The organism is Brevibacillus brevis, assembly GCF_022026395.1.
In the GTDB taxonomy this organism is placed as follows: Bacteria; Bacillota; Bacilli; order Brevibacillales; family Brevibacillaceae; genus Brevibacillus.
Map to the genome: position 1 here is coordinate 4,331,540 of NZ_CP041767.1, position 19,288 is coordinate 4,350,827.

Consider the following 19,288-nt stretch of genomic DNA (forward strand, 5'->3'; position numbering starts at 1 on the left):
ATGCGACGCTATGAATCTAGCAAGTCGTCTATGGATGCGATTCAGGAAAAACCGAAAGCACCTGTCTCCAAGCCCATGCTCCAACCGAGCCAGATCCAAAGAAAGGCGAGTCACTCTTCCCACATCCTTTCGCTGCAAAAGACTCTTGGCAACCAGGCCATCCAGCGCATGTTATCGAATACTCCCCTGCAAAAATCGGAGAATCTCTCTTCCAGCAGCGGCCGCTCGCTCCCCGATTCCGTCCAAGCAAAAATGGAAAAGGCTTTTCACACTGATTTTTCAGATGTACAAATTCATCCAGAATCGTCTGTCGCCTCCCAAATCGGGGCTGTTGCCTTCGCCCAAGGGAATGACATTCACTTTGCTCCGGGGACGTATCAGCCAGAGACGCATAGCGGCCAACAGCTACTCGGTCATGAGCTGACACATGTGGTCCAGCAACGACAAGGACGGGTACAGGCGAACGTTCCTGATTCCAGCTTGCCCATCAATGATGATCCGGCTCTGGAAGCGGAAGCTGATCACTATGGGTCACTGGCAGCAGCAGGAACCATGACGGATGGTACAGGTACGGATGCTTCTGGTTCTGTATCATCCCCCATTATCCAAGGCACTTGGGATGAAGCTTTAAAAGATGCACGAAGAATGTGGGGTAAGCATGTGGATAAAACCAATGACTTGCATGACGGCACAGTCAGTGAACTTTTTGACAATGTTGACTACTTAACCTTCAATGACAAAGTGCGCTTCAGCTATAGTCTGCATTCCAAAATATCCGATATTTTTTCAGTTACAGGCGGGAACTATACAGAACTTGAAGAGGCACAGCGCCTTTTGGGAGAGGAAATCACGCCTTTTTTCGGTCAGGATAAGGACAATGATCCTGACATCGATTACAGCTATTGGGAGGAGCAAGAAAACGACAACGATGAGAGAGTCGACATGATGGACGAAGACGAGGAGAATTCAAATGTTTTACACGTGGAAAAACGCGTTGCAATGGAGATCAAGACGATCAGTTCCCATGATGATTTACAAATTAACGCACGTATTCACGAGGCGATTGGTCAATTGGATAAACGACGAGATACCGATCAATATGATGAATACGTCATCGTCATTCAAAAATATCATCCAGAAAATCCTTGGCCGTACACCAAAATGGAAAACCGGGCGGCTGCCGAACTAGGCGATCTCAAGCAAAGGGTTATTCAAAGATTGGGGAGCATGACCAATCTGCCCAACTATAATATCAAGGTTATATTCCGCGGCATCACCAGAGGTACACCCACAGGCGGAACCGGTGGTGTAAATCCTGCATTCATTATCCCGGAACACATCCGTTATTCGAATATGCCATCGTATTCGTTGGAGTGTTACTACTGGGGTGAAATCGGGGCAGGGTGGCTGGTAGATGATCCTGTTCGCGAATAACATGATAAAACGACAGCCACGCTAAATAAATGGCTGTCGTTTCACTTTTGACATTAGTACAATCGATTCGTATAGCTGTCTTGCAAGCCCTCTGCCACTTCTTTTGCCGTCACACCTGGAAGCTTCACATGATCCGCCAGCATTTGCGCGACATTAGGAGTGGTCCCCTCTGCCGGCCAGGTCTCTGGCTTCCATAGACCGGAGCGCATAAATGCCTTCGCACAGTGGACGAAGCACTCCTCTACCTTTACGCCGATCCCGAGCGTTGGCGCCTTCCCGTTTACCGCCATTTTCGCGAGTATTTCTTCATCGCGAATAATGCAAGCCTTGCCGTTCACGCGAAATGTCTCTTCTAGCGTAGGAATCAAAAAGATAAGCCCAATATGCGGGTTGACCAAAATATTCGTGATAGAGTCCATTCGCTTGTTTCCTGGGCGCTCAGGGATGACGAGATGGTGATCGTCGATGACATGCACAAAGCCAGGCGCATCTCCGCGTGGCGAAGCATCGCAATGGCCATCTTTGTCTGCTGTGGCAATGATGAGAAATGGCGCTTGGGCAATGTAATTGCGGCTATGGTTATCCAGCTGGGTTATCGCCTTGTTCTGTACGAGACGACTTGGCTCTCCTACCATTTCGCGCAGTTGCTGCTCTGACGTGATTACATTCCGGAATATTCCGAATCCTGACATGACTTCCCCCTCTTTCCTCTGCTTGTTCGAATCTGCCACCATCATACCATATTTGCCCATTCTCTTTTCATGATTATGGCAGGAGCAGGAAAGCTAACGGGGTAACAAACAGCAGTGTTAAGATCGTACGCTCTACCCAAATCACCAGAAGCTTTGGAATACTAATCGGAATCTCGGTAGACAAAATGCAAGGAATCGTCGCGGAAAAGAACAGGATGGAAGAAACTGAGACAACTGCAATGACAAACTTGGTGACCAGAGGCGCTTTTACCACTAATAGTGCGGGCAAAAACATTTCGGCAATTTCGATTGCTGACGCTTTTGCAGCCAGCATCGGCTCTGGAATTTGCAAGAGCCATGTAATCGGATAAAACAAGTAACCCAACCAGTCAAACAAAGGGGTAAATTCAGCCAGCACCAACCCGAGCAAACCGACCGACATAATGGACGGAAGAATACTCATGGTCATAATAAAGCCATCCCGCAAGTTCTCCCAAATGTTTCGTTTAAGCGGCAGTGCTTTTCCCGCCGCATCCATTGCTTCCGTCCACGCCTGGCGCAGCCGTTTTTCCTTGATTACTTTTTCAGGATCGCCGTTGTCCTGATAATACGCATCGCTCATGCTGGACAGCGGCCAAATACGCACCGTCACTGCGGTTACGAGAAACGTCACGACGAGCGACACCCAGAAGTAAAGATTCCAGTAATTCATCAAATCCAATGTTTTCGCGATGACGATCATAAATGTCGCAGAAACGGTGGAAAAGCCCGTTGCAATAATGGCTGCTTCTTTAATCGTATATTTGCCTTCTTTGAATACCCGGTTCGTGATCAAAAGACCGATCGAATAGCTTCCCACAAAGGAAGCCACCGCATCTACCGCAGAGCGGCCTGGTGTTTTCCAAATCGGGCGCATGATCGGTTGCACCAGTACCCCGATAAATTCCAAAAGGCCGTAGCCAACCAGCAACGCCAAGAACACGGAGCCGATCGGGACCACCATGCCTACGGGAATCACCAGCTTTTCAAAAAGAAATGGCCCCATATTCTTGTCCAGCAGCCATGCTGGACCCGCCTGAAAATAGATTAACAGAGCGATAGGCACACCCAGTACTTTTAGTGCAGAAAAGACGAGATTTAATTTGCTCTGCTTCCAACTGCCCGTTACAAACGGATAAATGGCCCCAAGCACAATCACAAGCAAGGCATATATCGGTATTACACCCGGCATGATTTGCCGAACCCATGTCACGATGTGATCGAGCATAATCGAGCTTGTGTCATTAACGGTAACTGGAATAAAAAAGACAAAAATACCAATGAGGCTAAAAACAAAAAACTTCCAAGCATGTGTGGTGGATACGGCTTGCTGATCAGGATGAGGTGCAAGATTGCTGTTCGAAATATTTCCCATACATGTCCCCCCATTTTAAAGACAAGCCGGTCTCCCCCACTTCTATCCGTTTTTCTTTTGCTCTCTTTCGTATTACGCCAGTCTGCCCCCAGCAACGACAATTGTTCCGTTTTTGATGACCGTGTTTACGTGATTAATCCCATACCGATATTGCAAGGTCATGAAATCAGGAACGTCAAAAATCGTGACATCTGCTTTTTTCCCAACCTCAAGGCTGCCGACTTCATGCGCGCAGCGGATTGCGTGAGCGGCATTGATGGTAGCTGCTGTCAGCACCTCGGCTGGCGTCATCCCCATTTTCAGGCAACCAAGATTCATGATGAGTGGGAGCGAAACCGTTGGAGACGAGCCCGGATTGCAATCCGTTGAAATCGCGACAGCCACGCCACGATCAATCATTTTCCTGCCATTTGCTGACTCAGCCATCAGGAAAAACGCCGTACCGGGCAGTAACACAGCGATGACACCCGCTTCTGCCATCTGTTCAATCCCCTTGTCGGAGGCACGCAACAAATGATCCGCAGATACCGCCCCAACCGAAGCTGCCAGCTCTGCCCCTTCATACGGTTCGATTTCGTCCGCATGAATCTTCGGCAGCAGCCCATGTCGGACCCCAGCTTCGAGAATGCGTCGGGACTGCTCAGGGGTGAACACACCTCTTTCGCAAAACACATCGTTAAAAACAGCCAGCTTGCGACGAGCAACCTCCGGGATCATTTCCTCGATGACCACGTCTACAAACGCATCCGGATTTTCCTTATATTCACGCGGCACCGCATGTGCACCCATAAAGGTACTAACGATGTCGATGGGATGTGCTTCGTGCAACTGCTTGGCGACCTCGAGCTGCTTCAGCTCATCTTCCAATGTCAGGCCGTATCCGCTTTTCGCCTCGACGGTTGTGACCCCATGCAACAGAAACTGGTCAAGACGCTGCTTACTCTGGGCAAACAGCTCTTCGTGGGTGGCTGCGCGGGTCGCTGCAGTGGTCGAGTGAATACCACCGCCATTGTTCATAATCTCCATATAGGTCGCACCGTTTAGTCGCATATTAAACTCGTTTTGCCGACTGCCCGCGTGCACCAAATGTGTATGAGGATCTATCAGCCCTGGCGTGACCAGTTGGCCCGAAGCATCGATGATTTGCGCCTCATGCGCACGATCTCGATAGTGAAGTGCCAGCTCTTCATCTGTTCCCACACGCTGGATCACGCCGTCTTCCAGCCAGATGCTTCCGTCCTCGATGATCGACAACTCGTTCATTTGCGCTCCAACTACTGGGGAAGAGGAGCCGCCAGCCAGCGTGGCAAGCTGACTGGCATGGCGAATCCATACAGGTTTTGTCATGGCTCTTACTCCTTCATCATCGGAATGTGGACGCCTTTTTCCTTGGCTGTTTGAATCGCGAGGTCGTACCCTGCATCGACATGTCGGACGATGCCCATGCCTGGATCGGTCGTGAGGACACGCTCCAGACGACGTGCTGCTTCTGGTGTTCCGTCTGCCACGATGACCATTCCAGCGTGGAGGGAGTAGCCCATGCCAACGCCTCCTCCGTGATGCACAGACACCCAGCTCGCTCCGCCTACCGCATTGATCATGGCATTGAGAATTGGCCAGTCTGCAACCGCGTCGCTGCCATCCTTCATCGCTTCCGTCTCACGGTTTGGCGAAGCAACAGAGCCGGAGTCCAGATGGTCACGCCCAATGACGATAGGAGCCGATAGCTCGCCGCGCGCCACCATCTCATTAATGATTTGACCAAAACGCGCACGCTCGCCATAGCCTAACCAGCAAATGCGGGAAGGCAGTCCCTGGAACTGAATGCGCTCCTGTGCCATGCGAATCCAGTTGCACAGATGCGTGTTATAGGAAAACTCGCGCAGGATGACTTCGTCTGTCTTGTAAATATCCTCCGGATCGCCGGATAGCGCTACCCAACGGAACGGCCCCTTGCCCTCACAAAACTGCGGACGGATGTAGGCTGGCACAAAGCCAGGGAAACGGAACGCGTCCTCCACACCCTCGTTTTTTGCCACCTGCCTGATGTTATTGCCATAGTCGAAAGTGACTGCTCCTTTTTCCTGCATGGCGAGCATCGCGCGAACGTGTTCAGCAATACTTGCTTTTGCGTGAGATTCGTATGCTTTCGGATCGCGCGCCCGCAGTTCAGCTGCTTCCTCCAGTGACATACCGATGGGAATGTAGCCATTGAGTGGATCATGCGAGGAGGTCTGGTCCGTCAGCACATCCGGGATAAAGTCGCGAGCCAGCATGGCATTCAGCACTTCGGGTGCATTGCCCAACAAACCGATGGAAATGCCTTTTTTGTCGCGTTTCGCGTCTTCCGCCAAACGGATCGCTTCATCCAGACTCTCTGTCATCACATCCAGGTATTTTGTGTCCAGTCTGCGTTGGATACGAGTCGGGTCCACCTCGATATTGATGCTCACACCGCCATTGAGTGATACGGCTAACGGTTGCGCCCCACCCATGCCGCCCAAGCCTGCTGTGACGGTAATGGTTCCGGTCAGCGTTCCTTCAAAATGCTGGCGTGCCAGTTCTGCAAAGGTCTCATACGTTCCTTGTACGATGCCCTGGCTGCCAATGTAAATCCAGCTTCCCGCTGTCATTTGTCCGTACATCATCAAACCCTTTTTGTCCAGCTCGTGGAAATGCTCCCAATTCGCCCAGGCAGGCACCAGGTTCGAGTTTGCCAGCAGCACACGCGGCGCATCGGTATGCGATTTGAATACAGCAACTGGCTTGCCAGACTGGATGAGAAGTGTTTCATCGCTCTCCAACGTTTGCAATGTTTTGACAATTGCATCGAAGCATTCCCAGTTCCGCGCCGCCTTGCCAATTCCGCCGTATACGACCAGATCCTCTGTACGCTCCGCTACATCGGGATTGAGGTTGTTCAAAAGCATGCGCAGCGCAGCTTCCTGCACCCATCCCTTTGTATGTAATTGGGTACCTGAAAAGGCTTGGATCAATTGCTCAACGGATTGTGTCGTCGTCATCATTTCCACCTGCTTTTCTAAAAGGATGTACTTCTTAGCTCCATTGTAAAAAAGCAAGGAAAGACAAAAAAGGCACCGCGCTTTCGATTTGGTGCCTCTATTTTCGATTCAGTTGCAACCGCATTCATGGTTTGACGAAAAAATCTGTCTTTTCTTTCGATTTCTATCTTTTCTTCTGATTTCGTAACAAACGTGGAGTTGTCCCTGTCTTTTCCTTAAAAATTTTACTGAAATAATTGGCGTTAATGAATCCACATCGCTCTGCTACCTCTTGAACAGACATCGATGTTTCAAGAAGCAATCGACGTGCCTCTTTTACCCGCAACGAAGTGAGTATTTGGCGAAAAGAGCTTCCTTGCTTTTGCGCGAGCAGCGTACTGAAATAGGAAGGGCTACGGTCGATATAGCGTGCAACCTCCTCCAGACGCAGTGCCGGATCGGTATAGCGGCCTTCTATATAACGAATCGCCTGTTCCACGACATCGACACGGGACTCGTCGATGGGATGGTGAGCAGCATCCAGAAGCTGATTGATAAACAGCAGCAGTTCCACTACGATCCGATACAAGATCGGCGAGTACAGAATCGTTTCGAAAACCCGGTGATACTCCTCTTCCAAAGGTCCAGAGTCAAGACCACGTGATATCATGTAGCGTCTGACTTGGGCCAAAATACTCGTCAGCCGAATACGCAACAGCCCGGGCTCTGGATAGGGCTCTTCCTTGTAAAAAAAGTGTGTATACAGCCACTGCTTCAACTCTTCCCGATTGCCTTCATCCAGCATTTCTACCCACGTGCGCTGTTCGGCGGGGGTCAAAAATGGGTCAATCATCGTCCAATTCACGCGATTGTTCACGACCGTCACTTGCCGATATCCTTTAAAAAAGCGGACTTGCAGGGCTTGGCTCGCATCCGCATAATTTTCGTTCAAGCTCCGCTCATGGTTGCTTGGGTCATACATGACCAAAAAGAGCGGCGCGTCATTATTTGCTTCCCAGTCCATCAGCAGACGCTTGCCCATTTGGTGGAGCGTAGAAGGCGATACCACAGCATCCATTGGAAAAACCCCCACAATGGTCTCCCCTAACGGCAAAAGAGCGGGTTTGTCGCGAAACGGATATTCTTCAAAAAAGCGCAGCAGCTCGGGGTGGCGCTTCGGATCCTCCAATTGAGCCAGCATGAGCGAATAAGACTTGGCTTGAACATGCCCGGGGAAAAACAGGTCAAGATACGAGACATCCCTGTCATGGTCCGATCCTGTTCTCTTCTCTTCGTTCACTCGCTTCCGATCCAAGCGCTCCTGGCAGCATCTCGTCAGGATTCTCCTGATGTATTCCGGTGTCTGTGGCTTCAGCCATAGATCGCGGGCAAAAAGTCCAATTCCCTGCATCGCGCGCTCGAACGTGGCTTCTGATGTGGTCACCACAACGGTCGGACGATACTGCTCCACCAGGAGCTTCAGCCGATCCCACTCCCCGCGCCCGATCATGTCCAGTTCAATACAGAGCACTTCCGGTGTATGCGCTTCCATCATTTCGAAAACGTCTTCCATGGTCCCGGCACTATACACCTTGTCATACGGAATGGCATAGCTGTTGACGAGCCATCCGATCCCAATTCGTTCGTTCTGGTCCCGATCCGCTATCAAAATGCTGAGCATAAGCCGTCCTCCTTTTTAGAGCGATCAGAAAAGTGGGACATCTTTCACTATGAAACAAAGGTTGCCCATAAATGGACAACCTTTTCTCCTTCACGTTCCTTACTTCTTGAGAGGGTTTTCGATCATGGTTCCCATCACATGATCCAGCGGAATAAAGCCAATATCGCGGGAATCTGTACTGTGATTACGGTTATCTCCCATAACAAAAATATGATCGGCTGGAACCGTGATCTTTCCGTCTGCTACATATTCCATCGTTTCTTTGATATATGGTTCGTTCAATGCCTCACCGTTTCGATACACCTTGTTGTCTTTGAACTCGAGTACGTCACCTGGTCTTCCAATGACACGTTTGACATACATCGTGTGATCATCGCCTTGGCCTGTGACCAGCGACACCAAGGGATGCCCCATGATATCGTCCATCAATGTACGGTCTCGCTCTACCCTACTGTCGATCACGACAATGTCGCCGTAATCTGGCAAATAAGAAAACGTGTGTGATAGTTTAGACACATATATGCGCTGTTCGTCTTGTAAGGTTGGGTCCATGGAATGCCCATCAACCTTGAACGGTTGAAATACAAAGATTCCGAGGACAAGAGCGAAAACGACAGCAAAGGTTATCGACCGAATCCATCCCAATACTTCTTTCATTTTCTTTTGGCACTCCTTCCTTATACCATTCTCTCTTCCTGTATCGAAACCATCATACCACATTATCCGCCCAATCCCAAAAAATCGACCGGAAGCAAAGATCAGGTGAGACCGTACTCGCGCAGTTTCCGAAACAGCGTTGCCCGGCTTATGCCTAATAGCGCAGCTGCTTCTTCTTTTCGTCCGTTTCTATCCCGAATTTGTTGCATCGCGGTATCAATTGCTGCTCGTTCCAGCTCTTTCAGCGTAAGCCCTTGCTTTTGCCAGTCGAATGACCCCTGATTTTCTTTTACGAAATGTGGGGAAGATTCACGCAGCATTCCCGTTCGAATGGGCAAGCTCGCAGGCTGGACCCAAGGGCTTGCTTCCATATTGACCGCGTACTCGATTACATTTTCCAGCTCTCGGACATTTCCTCTCCAGCCGTGATGAAACAGGACGTTTTGCGTTTCCTGGGAAAAGCCGAGCAGCTTCTTCCCCGCTCTATTCGCATGCGCCAAAAGGATATCGTTCGCCAAAGGCAGTATATCCTCTCTGCGTTCTCGCAGCGAGGGCAAGTGGATGGGAATTACATGCAAACGATAGTACAGGTCCAACCGAAACAACCCTGCGTCTACTCGCTCCTGCAAATCCAGATGGGTCGCTGCAATGATCCTCGCCGCTAAGCGTATAGGCTTGCCGTTTCCTCCGATTCGGTACAGTTCCTTTTCTTGCAACACGCGCAACAGCTTGCTCTGCAGAGGCATGGGCATATCCCCGATTTCATCGAGGAACAGTGTGCCTTTTCCCGCGACCTCAAACAAGCCCGGTTTTCCACCCTTTCGCGCTCCTGTGAATGAGCCTTCCTCGTAACCGAACAACTCGCTTTCCATCAAATGCTCAGGGATTGCTGCGCAATTAATCGAAAGGAACGGCTCGTCACGACGCGGGCTTGCCTGATGAATGGCTTTGGCAAAGAGCTCCTTTCCGGTTCCACTTTCACCTTGGAGCAGGACAGTCGAATCACTGGCTGCCACACGTCTTGCCACTTCCTTTGCCTGCACAATGGCAGGACTGTTTCCACCGATCATCCGAAAAGGGTCGGGCTCCGAATATCCACTCACCTGCCTTGCGATTTGCACGACTTCCTGTACATCATCAAGCGTAATCACCCATTCTTTGACCGTTCCTTCCAGTAGAATGGGCTTGATGGCAAACAAAAAGGTCTTGTCTTCCTGCCCGATGGACAAAACGACCTGCTTTGGCGCAGATTGCCCAGCATCTGCACGGCGAATGGCATCTATCCATTCTGCCGTCTGACTGTCGTCGTGATCGAGCTGCAAATATTGACGGGCACGCTGGTTCGCTTGCATGATCCGATTGTCTTGATCGACGAGAAACATAGCCTTGTCCATTTCATCCATAACGACACGCAGCTTTTCTACCGTATGCAACTGCTCGACGTACAAGCAATGCTCTTTTAACTTAATGGCGATCAGCTCAGCCATTTTTTGCAAATAGGTCAATATCGCATCCACATCTGCAAACAACCGCTCGCGTTGCTCCTCATCGAAAGCGAGCAAGCCGATCACACCTATGTTTTCATTATCTAAATGAATCGGGCAACAAATCTCTCCCGTCTCCCTGCAATTTCCATAATGCATACAAGGACGGCACCGCTCATCCTGCCCGGGATGCATGATCACAACAGGATGCCCGGCGAGCAACGACTCCCGGTAGATATGATCCTCTCCTGCCATCGTTCGCAAAACGCCAGCCTCATTCTTCCCCGTCCCTGCGATCCGCAAAAACTGACTGTCCGCAATCTCTACTTCTACGCGCAGAACCGATGCAACAGCCGAAGCAATCTGTTGCACACTTTCTTGAATATCTCGCAAGGGCATCTGGCTTCCCCTCCCGTCAATCTCTTGCATCCATTATAACGCATCACAGGAGAAGCCAGCCCTCTATGCAATTTTTACCGGCAAAAATCGCAAATTGTCTCCACCAAGATGGCACTCATGTCTACCAAGCTATCCACCTCTACATATTCGACTGCCGCATGCAGCCCAGCTCCCACTGGTCCAAACAAAACTGTAGGGATTCCCGCTTCCTGCAACAATGCTGCGTCCGTCCAACCCGAGAATCCGCACACTTCGGGTGTTTTTCCCGTCACACTCTTACACGCTCCCTGAAGGGCTATATAAACAGGCTCATCTAACCCGACTTCAAACGGCTCCCGCAAAAATGACAGCTCGGCGCTTGCTTGGAACGTCTCATCTTCTGCGCGCAGCTTCTGAAGTAATGCTTCTATTTCATTGGCAATGTCTGCCTCTGTCTCGCCCGGCAACGTCCTTCTCTCCCAGTCGATCCGGCAATAGTTTGGATAGGTGGACAGCTCCGTTCCTCCTTGAATGAGTGATGCATGGACAGATGCCGCACCGAGAATCGGATGAGCGGGACCTTGAGCCAACCTGTCCGAGAGGCGCTCCAGCTCTTGCAGGACTCTGCCCGCCCGAACGATTGCATCAATCCCTTCTGATGGACGGCTTCCGTGAGCTGCCTTGCCCAGCACCTCGCATTTGACCCAGGCAAAACCTCTGTGTACGACACCAATCGCCAGATCGGAAGGCTCGCAGCATATCGCTGCATCTGCTTTGTACGCCTTTACCAACTCCTCCGTGCCGATGCTTTTATACTCCTCGTCAGCGACAAAAGTCAAAATGACATCTCCTGCCATTGGAACCTTTGCTCGTGCGATCGCCTCTACTGCGGCAATCATGGCCCCCAGACTGCCCTTCATGTCCTGACTGCCTCTGCCGAAAATTTTGTTGTCCACAAGGGTAGGCTCAAACGGCGGAATCTCCATACGCTTGGCGCTTACCGTATCCATATGTCCATTTAGCATCAAGGATTTGCCGCCGCCCGTTCCCCGTAGGATCCCGACGACATTGACCGCTGTGTCGCTAATAGGCGTGACGCGAACCTCCAGTCCAGCCGCCTCCAAACGCTCTCGAATAAAAGCGGCGATCGCTTTTTCGCCTGGGCCATCCTCGTCCAGGTATGGATTCACCGAATCAATGCGTATCAAATCCTGTACGAATGAAATCAGTTCATCTCGATTGATCGTCACGTTCATTTTGTCAGACCCTCCTCTTCCCGGCATGCGCCCTCCCAGATGATGCGTTTGTAGATATCCCGATCCGTGTCACCCTCCGTACTAAAGCATAAAACAACGGAATTTTCATCTAAGCCGAGCTGCTCACGCTGTTGATGATACATTGGCTTGCTCATCAAGGCAGCGAGTAGCCCTACCCCGACTGCTCCACTTTCCCCGCTTACAATAGAAGGGTCGGTTCCAATCGGTGCCGCAAGTATACGCATGCCGTTTGCAGCCACATAATCGGCACAGCTAACGAAGAAGTCCGCATGCTCCTGCAAGATCTCCCATGCCATCGGATTCGGCTCGCCACATGCCAGACCTGCCATGATGGTTCCTAGCTCTCCCGTAGCAGTATGTGGCTGTCCGTCGTTCTCTTCTGCTGAGAGGACCATGCAATTGGCGCTATGTGGCTCTACGATCACGGTTGTTAGGTCTTTGTTTACTTGCGCCGCTACGAAATGTCCCAAGACTGCGGCAGCCATGGAACCGACACCAGCCTGCAAGAAAAGATGCGTCGGCTGTTTGGCGTCAGTAAGGGCTGAGAGTTGTTCCATAGCCTCTGCTGCCATTGTCGTATAGCCCTGCATAATCCACATGGGAATAGTCGTGTAGCCTTCCCATGCTGTATCTTGAATCACTTGCCAACCACGTTCTTTGGCCATTTGTTCTGAGAGTCGCACGGCTTCATCGTAGTTTCCATGGATCACGTGAGCTTCTGCGCCGGCCTCGCGTATCGCATCTACCCGTTGCTGGGTGGAGCCTTTGGGCAAATAAACAACGGCATGTTGTCCGAGCGCCTTCGCAGCCCATGCAACGGCCCGTCCGTGATTGCCATCTGTTGCAGTGACGAAGGTGACTTCTCCAATTCGCTCTTTCACTTCTTGGGAGCACAGTGCTTCAAAAGTCATGTCTTCTGTCGATTTCCCCAGCTTCTCGCACAAAAAACGCGCCATCGCGTAAGAAGCTCCCAAAACCTTAAAAGCATTGAGACCAAATCGCTCGGACTCATCTTTTACAAGTACCTGTCCTACCCCCAGCTCACGTGCCAGTGCAGGCAATGTAACAAGGGGAGTTGGCTCGTAGTTTGCGAGAGATTGGTGAAAAGCTTTGGCAAAACGGGATTCTATTGTGGTCAAATAGGTAGGAATGCGAGAACTCTCGCTATTTTTTCTCTTATTTTTTACGACGTAGATTGGTGGTTGATTACGTTTATCCATTTGATGTGTACCTCCTCCGTTGGTTTCATCCTGAATGATAGAGCAAGGATCGTGCCAACGGTGGGAGGCGTGGGTGGCTTATTGTTTTGGTGGGAATCGTATCATAATGAGATGAAATCGTATCATTTTGATACTTTTAGTCTTTTTTTGAGACTTTTTATCCCGACTGCTGTGGTGGGAGGAAACAGAAGAAAACGCTCCAGCTTCTTGGGTCACCAGGATCTTCGCTTATTTCTCCTGTTTCCTTGCGAGCGGATGTAGTTTCAAGTGGCTTTTAAAGATTGAGAATCATTGGACAGCTTCGCAGTGATTTGCGGACAACAGAAATGCAACGTGCCCACGCTACGAAGCGGCTACCACTTTTGCATTTCCCCGCAAATCGCTGCGGAGCGGACAGTCCCCACTTCCCAGCAGGACGTAGCCCGGAGCGTAGACTGGAAATATTCTTCTCTCCACTACAGCAACTACAAAATCAACTTGGCTTTCTATGCTATATTTTTATTAAGCTCCAAGGTATTGAGATGTATTGATACATAGCGCAGAAGTCAGGAGTTAAGAAGGAAGGATGAAGGAAATGACAAATCATAAGCAAGTTCGTTCTCCTGCTGGTTCTATAAGAGAAGATGGTCGATATCCCATCGACCTGACTGGCCCTCACAGCCATACACTTGTTATCAAGCCCGGCGTAGGCAGTCTCTCCATTGGACCCTCACAATTGGGCAATAAGGCAGATTTGCACGTCGATCCCTATGTGCCCATCAATTGGAACATATTCGATTCCTTTGCCACACCAGCTGGCTCTCCCTGGCCGCGGTTTCTGTACTACACAGGTAGCGACGCGGGCTTCTTCGACTGGGCCAAAGAACGCCCCATTGAAGAAATGGCATGGGTTCCGATCCTGTCAAAAGACATGGTCGTTGACGCCAGCCAATCCAAATTGCACAGCTTGCATATCGAACTGGACCAGTTTGAAAGCTGTTTGCATTTGAAACTCCCGAAACGCCAAGTCTCTGAATATTTCCGTCTGAGTGTGGCTGGAGATCTATCACGCTTCTCTGTCAATGGCGACATGCCATACTCCCTGACACTCAAGCCGCGAACCAGCCGCCGCAAGAATCATGCCCCCGTCTTGCTACCCGATCTGGGCGAGCTGCACCAGGTCACGAGCCTGACACTTCGAAACGAACCGCTGGCGCAGCCTGTCTCGCTGACGTGTTTAGAGAGATTTCAAAATCTTACATCATTGAGCTTGTGGGGCAATTTCTGCGACTTGGAGCTGTTAGCTCGTCAGACGCAGTTAACAAATTTGGAGCTCCGCTTCATGCCTGATCTAGGTGACCTGCCGCCATTAAATGTGTGGCCGTTGCTTGACAGATTTATCGCCTTTAACGTGGAAGAGATTACAGGCAAGCGACTGAGGCAGCAAATGAAAGCCCGAGCCAACACCCGCCCATGGACTGGCCACGCTTCCGTGAGCCAATTACGGAAGCCCGAGTGGTGGACGACCGAGTTTGGCCGCCCATTTTCGTCCTGGCCGAAACGTCTGGCCAAGCTGGCTAATGAAGCCTATGACGTTGCACAAGCGGCCTTGGCGCAAGCCCGCAGCCTTGCTGATGCGGAGGCAGCCTTTACGGCCTTTACCGTGCGTTTTAACACCCTCAAAGGTATCGAAACCATCGAACGAGATGACCTGGGTGAAGCTGTCTGGCAACTAAGCCAGTCTGACCACCAAATCGGCCAGCCTATTACGGAGGAAATGGCTCAACGCTGGTTCGACGCCGCACGCGATTACTGATGAAAGTGAAGCAATGTTACTAACAAGGTTTAAGACCATCCTTTGCGGGAACCTATTTTTGAAAAAAAGCCTCCGGTTTGGAGGCTTTTTTTAGGCACAATTATTCGCTTCTCAAGATATGCTCGATTCGCTTTTCCGGCACGACCCAGATCACAGCAACGAGTACATAAAAGAAACCGGAAACCCACGGACCCACATACGCGGTCAATATTGCGAGCAAGTAGAGAAAAGGAGATACTTTCACCTTCCAGTCTCGGCCCATTGACTTTACGAATACGGAATCGCCAGAATGCTGGCTGATAATTGCGAGCTGGAGAAACCTGTAAGAAGTAGCTGCAAGCAGAAGAACGATCCCGTACAATGCCATCGGGGCGGGAGCAAAATGACTTTCCCCCATCCAGGCGGTCGTGAAGGGAATAAGGGATAGCCAGAAAAGCAATATCAAGTTGAGCCACATTAGCCGCCCGTTCATTGTTCGAATCATGTGCAGCAGATGGTGATGGTTGTTCCAGTAGATGCCGACATAAACAAAACTGAAGATGTAGCTAAGCACTTTTGGTCCTAATTCAATTAACGAATACCAGTCTTGGCCTTCCGGTACTTTGAATTCTAGCACCATGATCGTAATGATAATCGCCAGTACGCCATCGCTGAACGCTTCCATCCGGTTTGCTCTCATTTGGTGATCACCTGTTTCCTCTTTACGTAATTTGTTGATTGATAGATATTTGTAGTTATTCTATATGTTCTGCATAATGTCAAGCACAATTGTTGCGAACATTCCCTTGCGTTTCTGGCCGAATTGAACCGCAGCTGAGCCATGCGTATGTAAATAACAACCTGTGGTTATGAATGGAAAATATTTCTTGACACTTTTCATTTACGTTTGTAATATTAACCCGACAGATTATATTTACATCTGTAAATCAAAAGATGGATTAGGAGGTGAGTACATGCACAATCTCCCGAAAATTTCTGAAGCAGAGTGGGAAATCATGAAGATTATTTGGAAGAACAACCCGATAAACGCCGAGAATATCGCACTCCTCTTGCCTGATGAAATCGAGTGGACCGATCAAACCGTTCGTACCTTTATCAACAGACTTTTGAAGAAAAAGGTGATCGGTTTTGAAAAAGCAGGAAGAAGTTATAAGTACTTTCCATTGATTTCCGAAAAAGAATGCATCAAGGCAGAGAGCCAGTCGTTTTTGAAAAGAGTCTTTAGCGGGGCGGCAGACATGATGATGACCAATTTTTTAGAAGACGTCAAGTTGTCCCAGAAGGATATCGAGCATCTCCAAAAGATTCTGAATGAAAAGCAGAAAGACAAGGACAAAAGAGGCGATGACAGATGTGAAGAATGACAAAGCAGCAGATCTCACTGTAAAGAGGTAGAAAGCATGGATATGCTATGCGATATTTTTTTATGGGTTTTTGATGCCACCATTGGAGCTAGCCTCGTCGCTTTGATGGTGATAGCCACCAAGAAAATCTTTCATCACCGAATAAGTGCTCGACTTCACCACGCACTTTGGCTGATTGTGTTAATACGGCTTCTGTTCCCTTTTCTCCCTAACAGTCCGGTAAGCATCTTCAATATCTGGCAAGTAGGCGTAGACAGCATAAAAAATGCTGTTTCCCCCCACTCCCCTGTTGCGAATGACGCGTCACAAAAAGAGATAGAGCAAAACAGCAAACAAACAAACTCACCTCAAAATAATAAGACAAACCAGCCAGAAAATCAAAAACTTCTGGATCCCTCCCTATCCCACCAAATCAAAATCGATCCAGACCCTGTCGAGAACAATCACATCCTTGGCGTAAAAATAGCAGCCATCGTTTGGCTTGTGGGATGTTTTTCACTGCTTGGATTTATGTGTGCCTACATGTTGCGAACCAGAAGCAGAATGAGCAGCCTCAAGATCGAAACCGACCCGCAAGTCATTTCCATCCTAGATGATTGCCGAAAAAGATTTGGCATCACCAAACCAATCCCTATCTATTCAGGAAGCTATAGAAAAAGTCCGCATATCTCCGGGGTGATCCATCCATGGATTTACTGTCCCGAAGAGATATGCAAGGAATCGAACGCCTCTGCGCTTACCCACGTCTTCTCCCACGAGCTTGCCCACTACAAAAGAAAAGACATCGCGTGGAATCTGCTGAGTCTACTTGCTCTGGCCATTCACTGGATGAACCCTTTTGTTTGGTTGTGTGTAAAACAGATGAAAGCCGACCGGGAGCTTGCGTGTGACGCTTATGTGTTGAACGTTCTGGGTGAAGATGAGTCTGTGCCCTACGGGATGACGATTATTCAATTTTTGCAGCGTTTTTCTGCCAACCGCCAGCAGCTTCACTTGCTTCACTTTAACGAAGCAAATAACAAGAATCAACTGATAAGGAGAATTCAGATGATAAAAAGCTTTAAAGCAGGATCTTACAAGCTTTCGGTTGCTGCCGTTTTGTGTGTAGCTTTGATGAGTTCGGTGACCCTTACGAATGCCGCGGTGAAGGTGGGGAGCACCGCCCAGCCAGTCGCCTCCGATAAAGCTAATGCAGGGCAAGAGGCTAGATTTTTATTTGACTCGGATGAGCGAACATACGACCGTTTGTCAAAAGGAATACAGACAACTGGTTTTGATTTTAAAGTTCCTGATGTGCTTGCTATGGACTATGAGTTTAGAGGGATGTATATCGATCAGAAAAAGTTGCGTACCAATAAAGAAACGCACGTTCAGATTGAATTTAGAAAAAGAGGTCCATCATCCAAATATGTGCGTTTTTCTGCAAGGAGCGGACTAAAAGGATTGGAGGCGGCTTACAAAATAATCGTAGATGAACAAAAAAAGGGATATGGGGAACAAAAAATAGCGAAGCAAAATTTAAATGTCCAAGGGCTAGCTGTAATGAAAGTGACTTTTAATAGCGAACACTCCGGTGAAGAAAACAACATTAACTACGTTTACTATCTATGGCAAGATAACGGAATACAGTATAACATTAGTAGTTTCGCTAGCGATCCTCAAGAAGACATTGTGAAAATGATCTCGAATGTGAAATACCCGGATCAAGCGATGAAAGAACGTTATGTAGGCTATTCCAGTTACGTCTTGGGCTTATATGATACGGAAGATGTACAGCACGGCTCAAAAGCTATAGGGTTTACTCCTAAATTTCCTTTGGAGCTGCCGGGACAGTTCAAAGGTACAGCAGCAGATATAAGCTCAAAAGTAAATTTCAGCATGCCGGCAAATGAGGAAGATTATAAGACTATGTACCTTGGGATTTACTACGATGTTGCTGAGAAAAACAAAAGATTGAGCGGAGAAAATAGAATCTCATTTGATCAAATCAAAGACACAAAAATATACGAAGATATGAAAAAGGATGGAAATGTAGCATTTCACCTCGGTATGGACGATAAGCACATAGTTAAGGTAAACATGCTGAAAATCGCTGGAAATGAAGTGTTCAAAACGGCGAAATACAAGCGTTTTGGAGAGGCGAGCAAACCAGAGGATCCAACTCTCATCTCCTATTTCTGGAGAGAAAATGACGTTTGTTTCAAAGTCACGTTTATGGACGAAGTGTCCAATGAGGAGGAGATTGTTTCCTACCTGATGAGCCAAAAAGCGGTGGACTTTCAGAACTTGAAGTAGTAAGGACGTACTAGTACTGTGCGGTAGAAGGGAAAATGATTTTGGATGCCACCCCAGGAGCAAGCCTAGTTGTTCTGGGAGTGGCATCCTTCAAAAAGTACGGTTGTTAACGGGGGAATCAAAAACGCTTAAAAGCTACCACTTTCTATGCGTTTCTCTCTTCATCCTCAACAGAAGGCCAGCCACCCCATAGGTGGTTCAAATGCCCATCTGGATCACGAAATCGAAAGCTGTAGCCTCCGCCTCGCTTATACGTCATTTCACTTACTTCGATTCCTTTGCTTTTCAACTCCTCATAAACCTCATGGATTTGGTCTACCTGCAAGGAGATGATCGGCTGGGCTTGTCCGGCCATATCGGTAAAGTCCAATCGCGGAACCTCCGGGCAACGAATGAGTCCGAGACCTACTCCGCCTACGTTCAACCAAGCCTCATTGTCTCCAGGTGAATATTCAAACGTGAACGGAATACCGAGCACATCGCGATACCACTTTATGGATACCTCCAAGTTTTTGACTGGCAGCTGTACAACCGCAAAATTACGCACATGAATACTCATTTGTGTTCGCTCCTTTTTTCAAATATGTATTTTCAC

General features: G+C 49.1%; 15 protein-coding genes. 4 read left to right on the forward strand and 11 right to left on the reverse strand.

Features of this window, described 5'->3' with window-relative positions:
* Complete coding sequence (locus tag FO446_RS20600) at window positions 1–1,434, forward strand: eCIS core domain-containing protein (RefSeq protein WP_237898945.1); 1,434 nt, start codon at window positions 1–3, stop codon at window positions 1,432–1,434.
* Window positions 1,435–1,487: 53 nt separating this feature from the next.
* On the opposite strand, the gene FO446_RS20605 is transcribed toward FO446_RS20600, so the two are convergent.
* The 9 genes from FO446_RS20605 to dpaL form a co-directional block, all read right to left on the reverse strand.
* A complete protein-coding gene (locus FO446_RS20605; RefSeq protein WP_173610957.1) occupies window positions 1,488–2,126 on the reverse strand; it encodes a pyridoxamine 5'-phosphate oxidase family protein in 639 nt (212 codons plus the stop codon).
* A 73-nt stretch (window positions 2,127–2,199) separates the two neighbouring features.
* On the reverse strand, window positions 2,200–3,540 hold the full coding sequence (locus FO446_RS20610; RefSeq protein ID WP_173610956.1) for a YjiH family protein: 1,341 nt from the start codon (window positions 3,538–3,540) through the stop codon (window positions 2,200–2,202).
* Between the two features lie 72 nt (window positions 3,541–3,612).
* Window positions 3,613–4,887, reverse strand: coding sequence for an imidazolonepropionase (hutI, locus tag FO446_RS20615; protein WP_173610955.1), 1,275 nt, complete (start codon window positions 4,885–4,887; stop codon window positions 3,613–3,615).
* Window positions 4,888–4,892: 5 nt separating this feature from the next.
* Window positions 4,893–6,563, reverse strand: a complete 1,671-nt coding sequence (gene hutU, locus FO446_RS20620) for a urocanate hydratase (RefSeq protein ID WP_237901080.1) — start codon at window positions 6,561–6,563, stop codon at window positions 4,893–4,895.
* Window positions 6,564–6,726: 163 nt separating this feature from the next.
* Window positions 6,727–8,223, reverse strand: coding sequence for a helix-turn-helix domain-containing protein (locus tag FO446_RS20625; RefSeq protein ID WP_237898946.1), 1,497 nt, complete (start codon window positions 8,221–8,223; stop codon window positions 6,727–6,729).
* Between the two features lie 99 nt (window positions 8,224–8,322).
* Window positions 8,323–8,880, reverse strand: coding sequence for a signal peptidase I (lepB, locus tag FO446_RS20630; RefSeq protein ID WP_173610953.1), 558 nt, complete (start codon window positions 8,878–8,880; stop codon window positions 8,323–8,325).
* Between the two features lie 101 nt (window positions 8,881–8,981).
* Window positions 8,982–10,763, reverse strand: a complete 1,782-nt coding sequence (locus FO446_RS20635) for a sigma-54-dependent Fis family transcriptional regulator (protein WP_237898948.1) — start codon at window positions 10,761–10,763, stop codon at window positions 8,982–8,984.
* 74 nt (window positions 10,764–10,837) lie between these two features.
* Window positions 10,838–11,998, reverse strand: coding sequence for an ArgE/DapE family deacylase (locus FO446_RS20640; RefSeq protein WP_237898949.1), 1,161 nt, complete (start codon window positions 11,996–11,998; stop codon window positions 10,838–10,840).
* The gene (gene dpaL, locus FO446_RS20645) at window positions 11,995–13,239 is read right to left on the reverse strand and encodes a diaminopropionate ammonia-lyase (RefSeq protein ID WP_237898951.1); all 1,245 of its coding nucleotides are present in this window, start codon (window positions 13,237–13,239) and stop codon (window positions 11,995–11,997) included. The genes FO446_RS20640 and dpaL overlap by 4 nt, the downstream gene beginning before the upstream one ends.
* A gap of 565 nt (window positions 13,240–13,804) precedes the next feature.
* Between dpaL and FO446_RS20650 the strand changes: the two genes are divergently transcribed.
* Window positions 13,805–15,034 carry a leucine-rich repeat domain-containing protein gene (locus tag FO446_RS20650; protein WP_370648031.1) on the forward strand — a complete coding sequence of 410 codons (1,230 nt, stop codon included), beginning with the start codon at window positions 13,805–13,807 and terminating at the stop codon, window positions 15,032–15,034.
* A 100-nt stretch (window positions 15,035–15,134) separates the two neighbouring features.
* On the opposite strand, the gene FO446_RS20655 is transcribed toward FO446_RS20650, so the two are convergent.
* On the reverse strand, window positions 15,135–15,713 hold the full coding sequence (locus FO446_RS20655; RefSeq protein WP_173610949.1) for a TMEM175 family protein: 579 nt from the start codon (window positions 15,711–15,713) through the stop codon (window positions 15,135–15,137).
* A gap of 274 nt (window positions 15,714–15,987) precedes the next feature.
* Between FO446_RS20655 and FO446_RS20660 the strand changes: the two genes are divergently transcribed.
* On the forward strand, window positions 15,988–16,398 hold the full coding sequence (locus FO446_RS20660; protein WP_173610948.1) for a BlaI/MecI/CopY family transcriptional regulator: 411 nt from the start codon (window positions 15,988–15,990) through the stop codon (window positions 16,396–16,398).
* A 36-nt stretch (window positions 16,399–16,434) separates the two neighbouring features.
* Window positions 16,435–18,693 carry a M56 family metallopeptidase gene (locus FO446_RS20665; RefSeq protein WP_173610947.1) on the forward strand — a complete coding sequence of 753 codons (2,259 nt, stop codon included), beginning with the start codon at window positions 16,435–16,437 and terminating at the stop codon, window positions 18,691–18,693.
* Window positions 18,694–18,838: 145 nt separating this feature from the next.
* Here the strand turns inward: FO446_RS20665 and FO446_RS20670 are convergent, their stop codons facing one another.
* Window positions 18,839–19,252: a VOC family protein gene (locus tag FO446_RS20670; protein WP_237898952.1), complete on the reverse strand. Its 414-nt coding sequence runs from the start codon at window positions 19,250–19,252 to the stop codon at window positions 18,839–18,841.
* Window positions 19,253–19,288: the final 36 nt, after the last annotated feature.

Excerpts from the sequence above, each read along its gene's own strand:
- FO446_RS20600 (WP_237898945.1), top strand. The coding sequence starts at position 1 with ATGCGACGCTATGAATCTAGCAAGTCGTCTATGGATGCGATTCAGGAA.
- FO446_RS20605 (WP_173610957.1), bottom strand. The coding sequence starts at position 2,126 with ATGTCAGGATTCGGAATATTCCGGAATGTAATCACGTCAGAGCAGCAA.
- FO446_RS20610 (WP_173610956.1), bottom strand. The coding sequence starts at position 3,540 with ATGGGAAATATTTCGAACAGCAATCTTGCACCTCATCCTGATCAGCAA.
- hutI (WP_173610955.1), bottom strand. The coding sequence starts at position 4,887 with ATGACAAAACCTGTATGGATTCGCCATGCCAGTCAGCTTGCCACGCTG.
- hutU (WP_237901080.1), bottom strand. The coding sequence starts at position 6,563 with ATGACGACGACACAATCCGTTGAGCAATTGATCCAAGCCTTTTCAGGT.
- FO446_RS20625 (WP_237898946.1), bottom strand. The coding sequence starts at position 8,223 with ATGCTCAGCATTTTGATAGCGGATCGGGACCAGAACGAACGAATTGGG.
- lepB (WP_173610953.1), bottom strand. The coding sequence starts at position 8,880 with ATGAAAGAAGTATTGGGATGGATTCGGTCGATAACCTTTGCTGTCGTT.
- FO446_RS20635 (WP_237898948.1), bottom strand. The coding sequence starts at position 10,763 with ATGCCCTTGCGAGATATTCAAGAAAGTGTGCAACAGATTGCTTCGGCT.
- FO446_RS20640 (WP_237898949.1), bottom strand. The coding sequence starts at position 11,998 with ATGAACGTGACGATCAATCGAGATGAACTGATTTCATTCGTACAGGAT.
- dpaL (WP_237898951.1), bottom strand. The coding sequence starts at position 13,239 with ATGGATAAACGTAATCAACCACCAATCTACGTCGTAAAAAATAAGAGA.
- FO446_RS20650 (WP_370648031.1), top strand. The coding sequence starts at position 13,805 with ATGAAGGAAATGACAAATCATAAGCAAGTTCGTTCTCCTGCTGGTTCT.
- FO446_RS20655 (WP_173610949.1), bottom strand. The coding sequence starts at position 15,713 with ATGAGAGCAAACCGGATGGAAGCGTTCAGCGATGGCGTACTGGCGATT.
- FO446_RS20660 (WP_173610948.1), top strand. The coding sequence starts at position 15,988 with ATGCACAATCTCCCGAAAATTTCTGAAGCAGAGTGGGAAATCATGAAG.
- FO446_RS20665 (WP_173610947.1), top strand. The coding sequence starts at position 16,435 with ATGGATATGCTATGCGATATTTTTTTATGGGTTTTTGATGCCACCATT.
- FO446_RS20670 (WP_237898952.1), bottom strand. The coding sequence starts at position 19,252 with ATGAGTATTCATGTGCGTAATTTTGCGGTTGTACAGCTGCCAGTCAAA.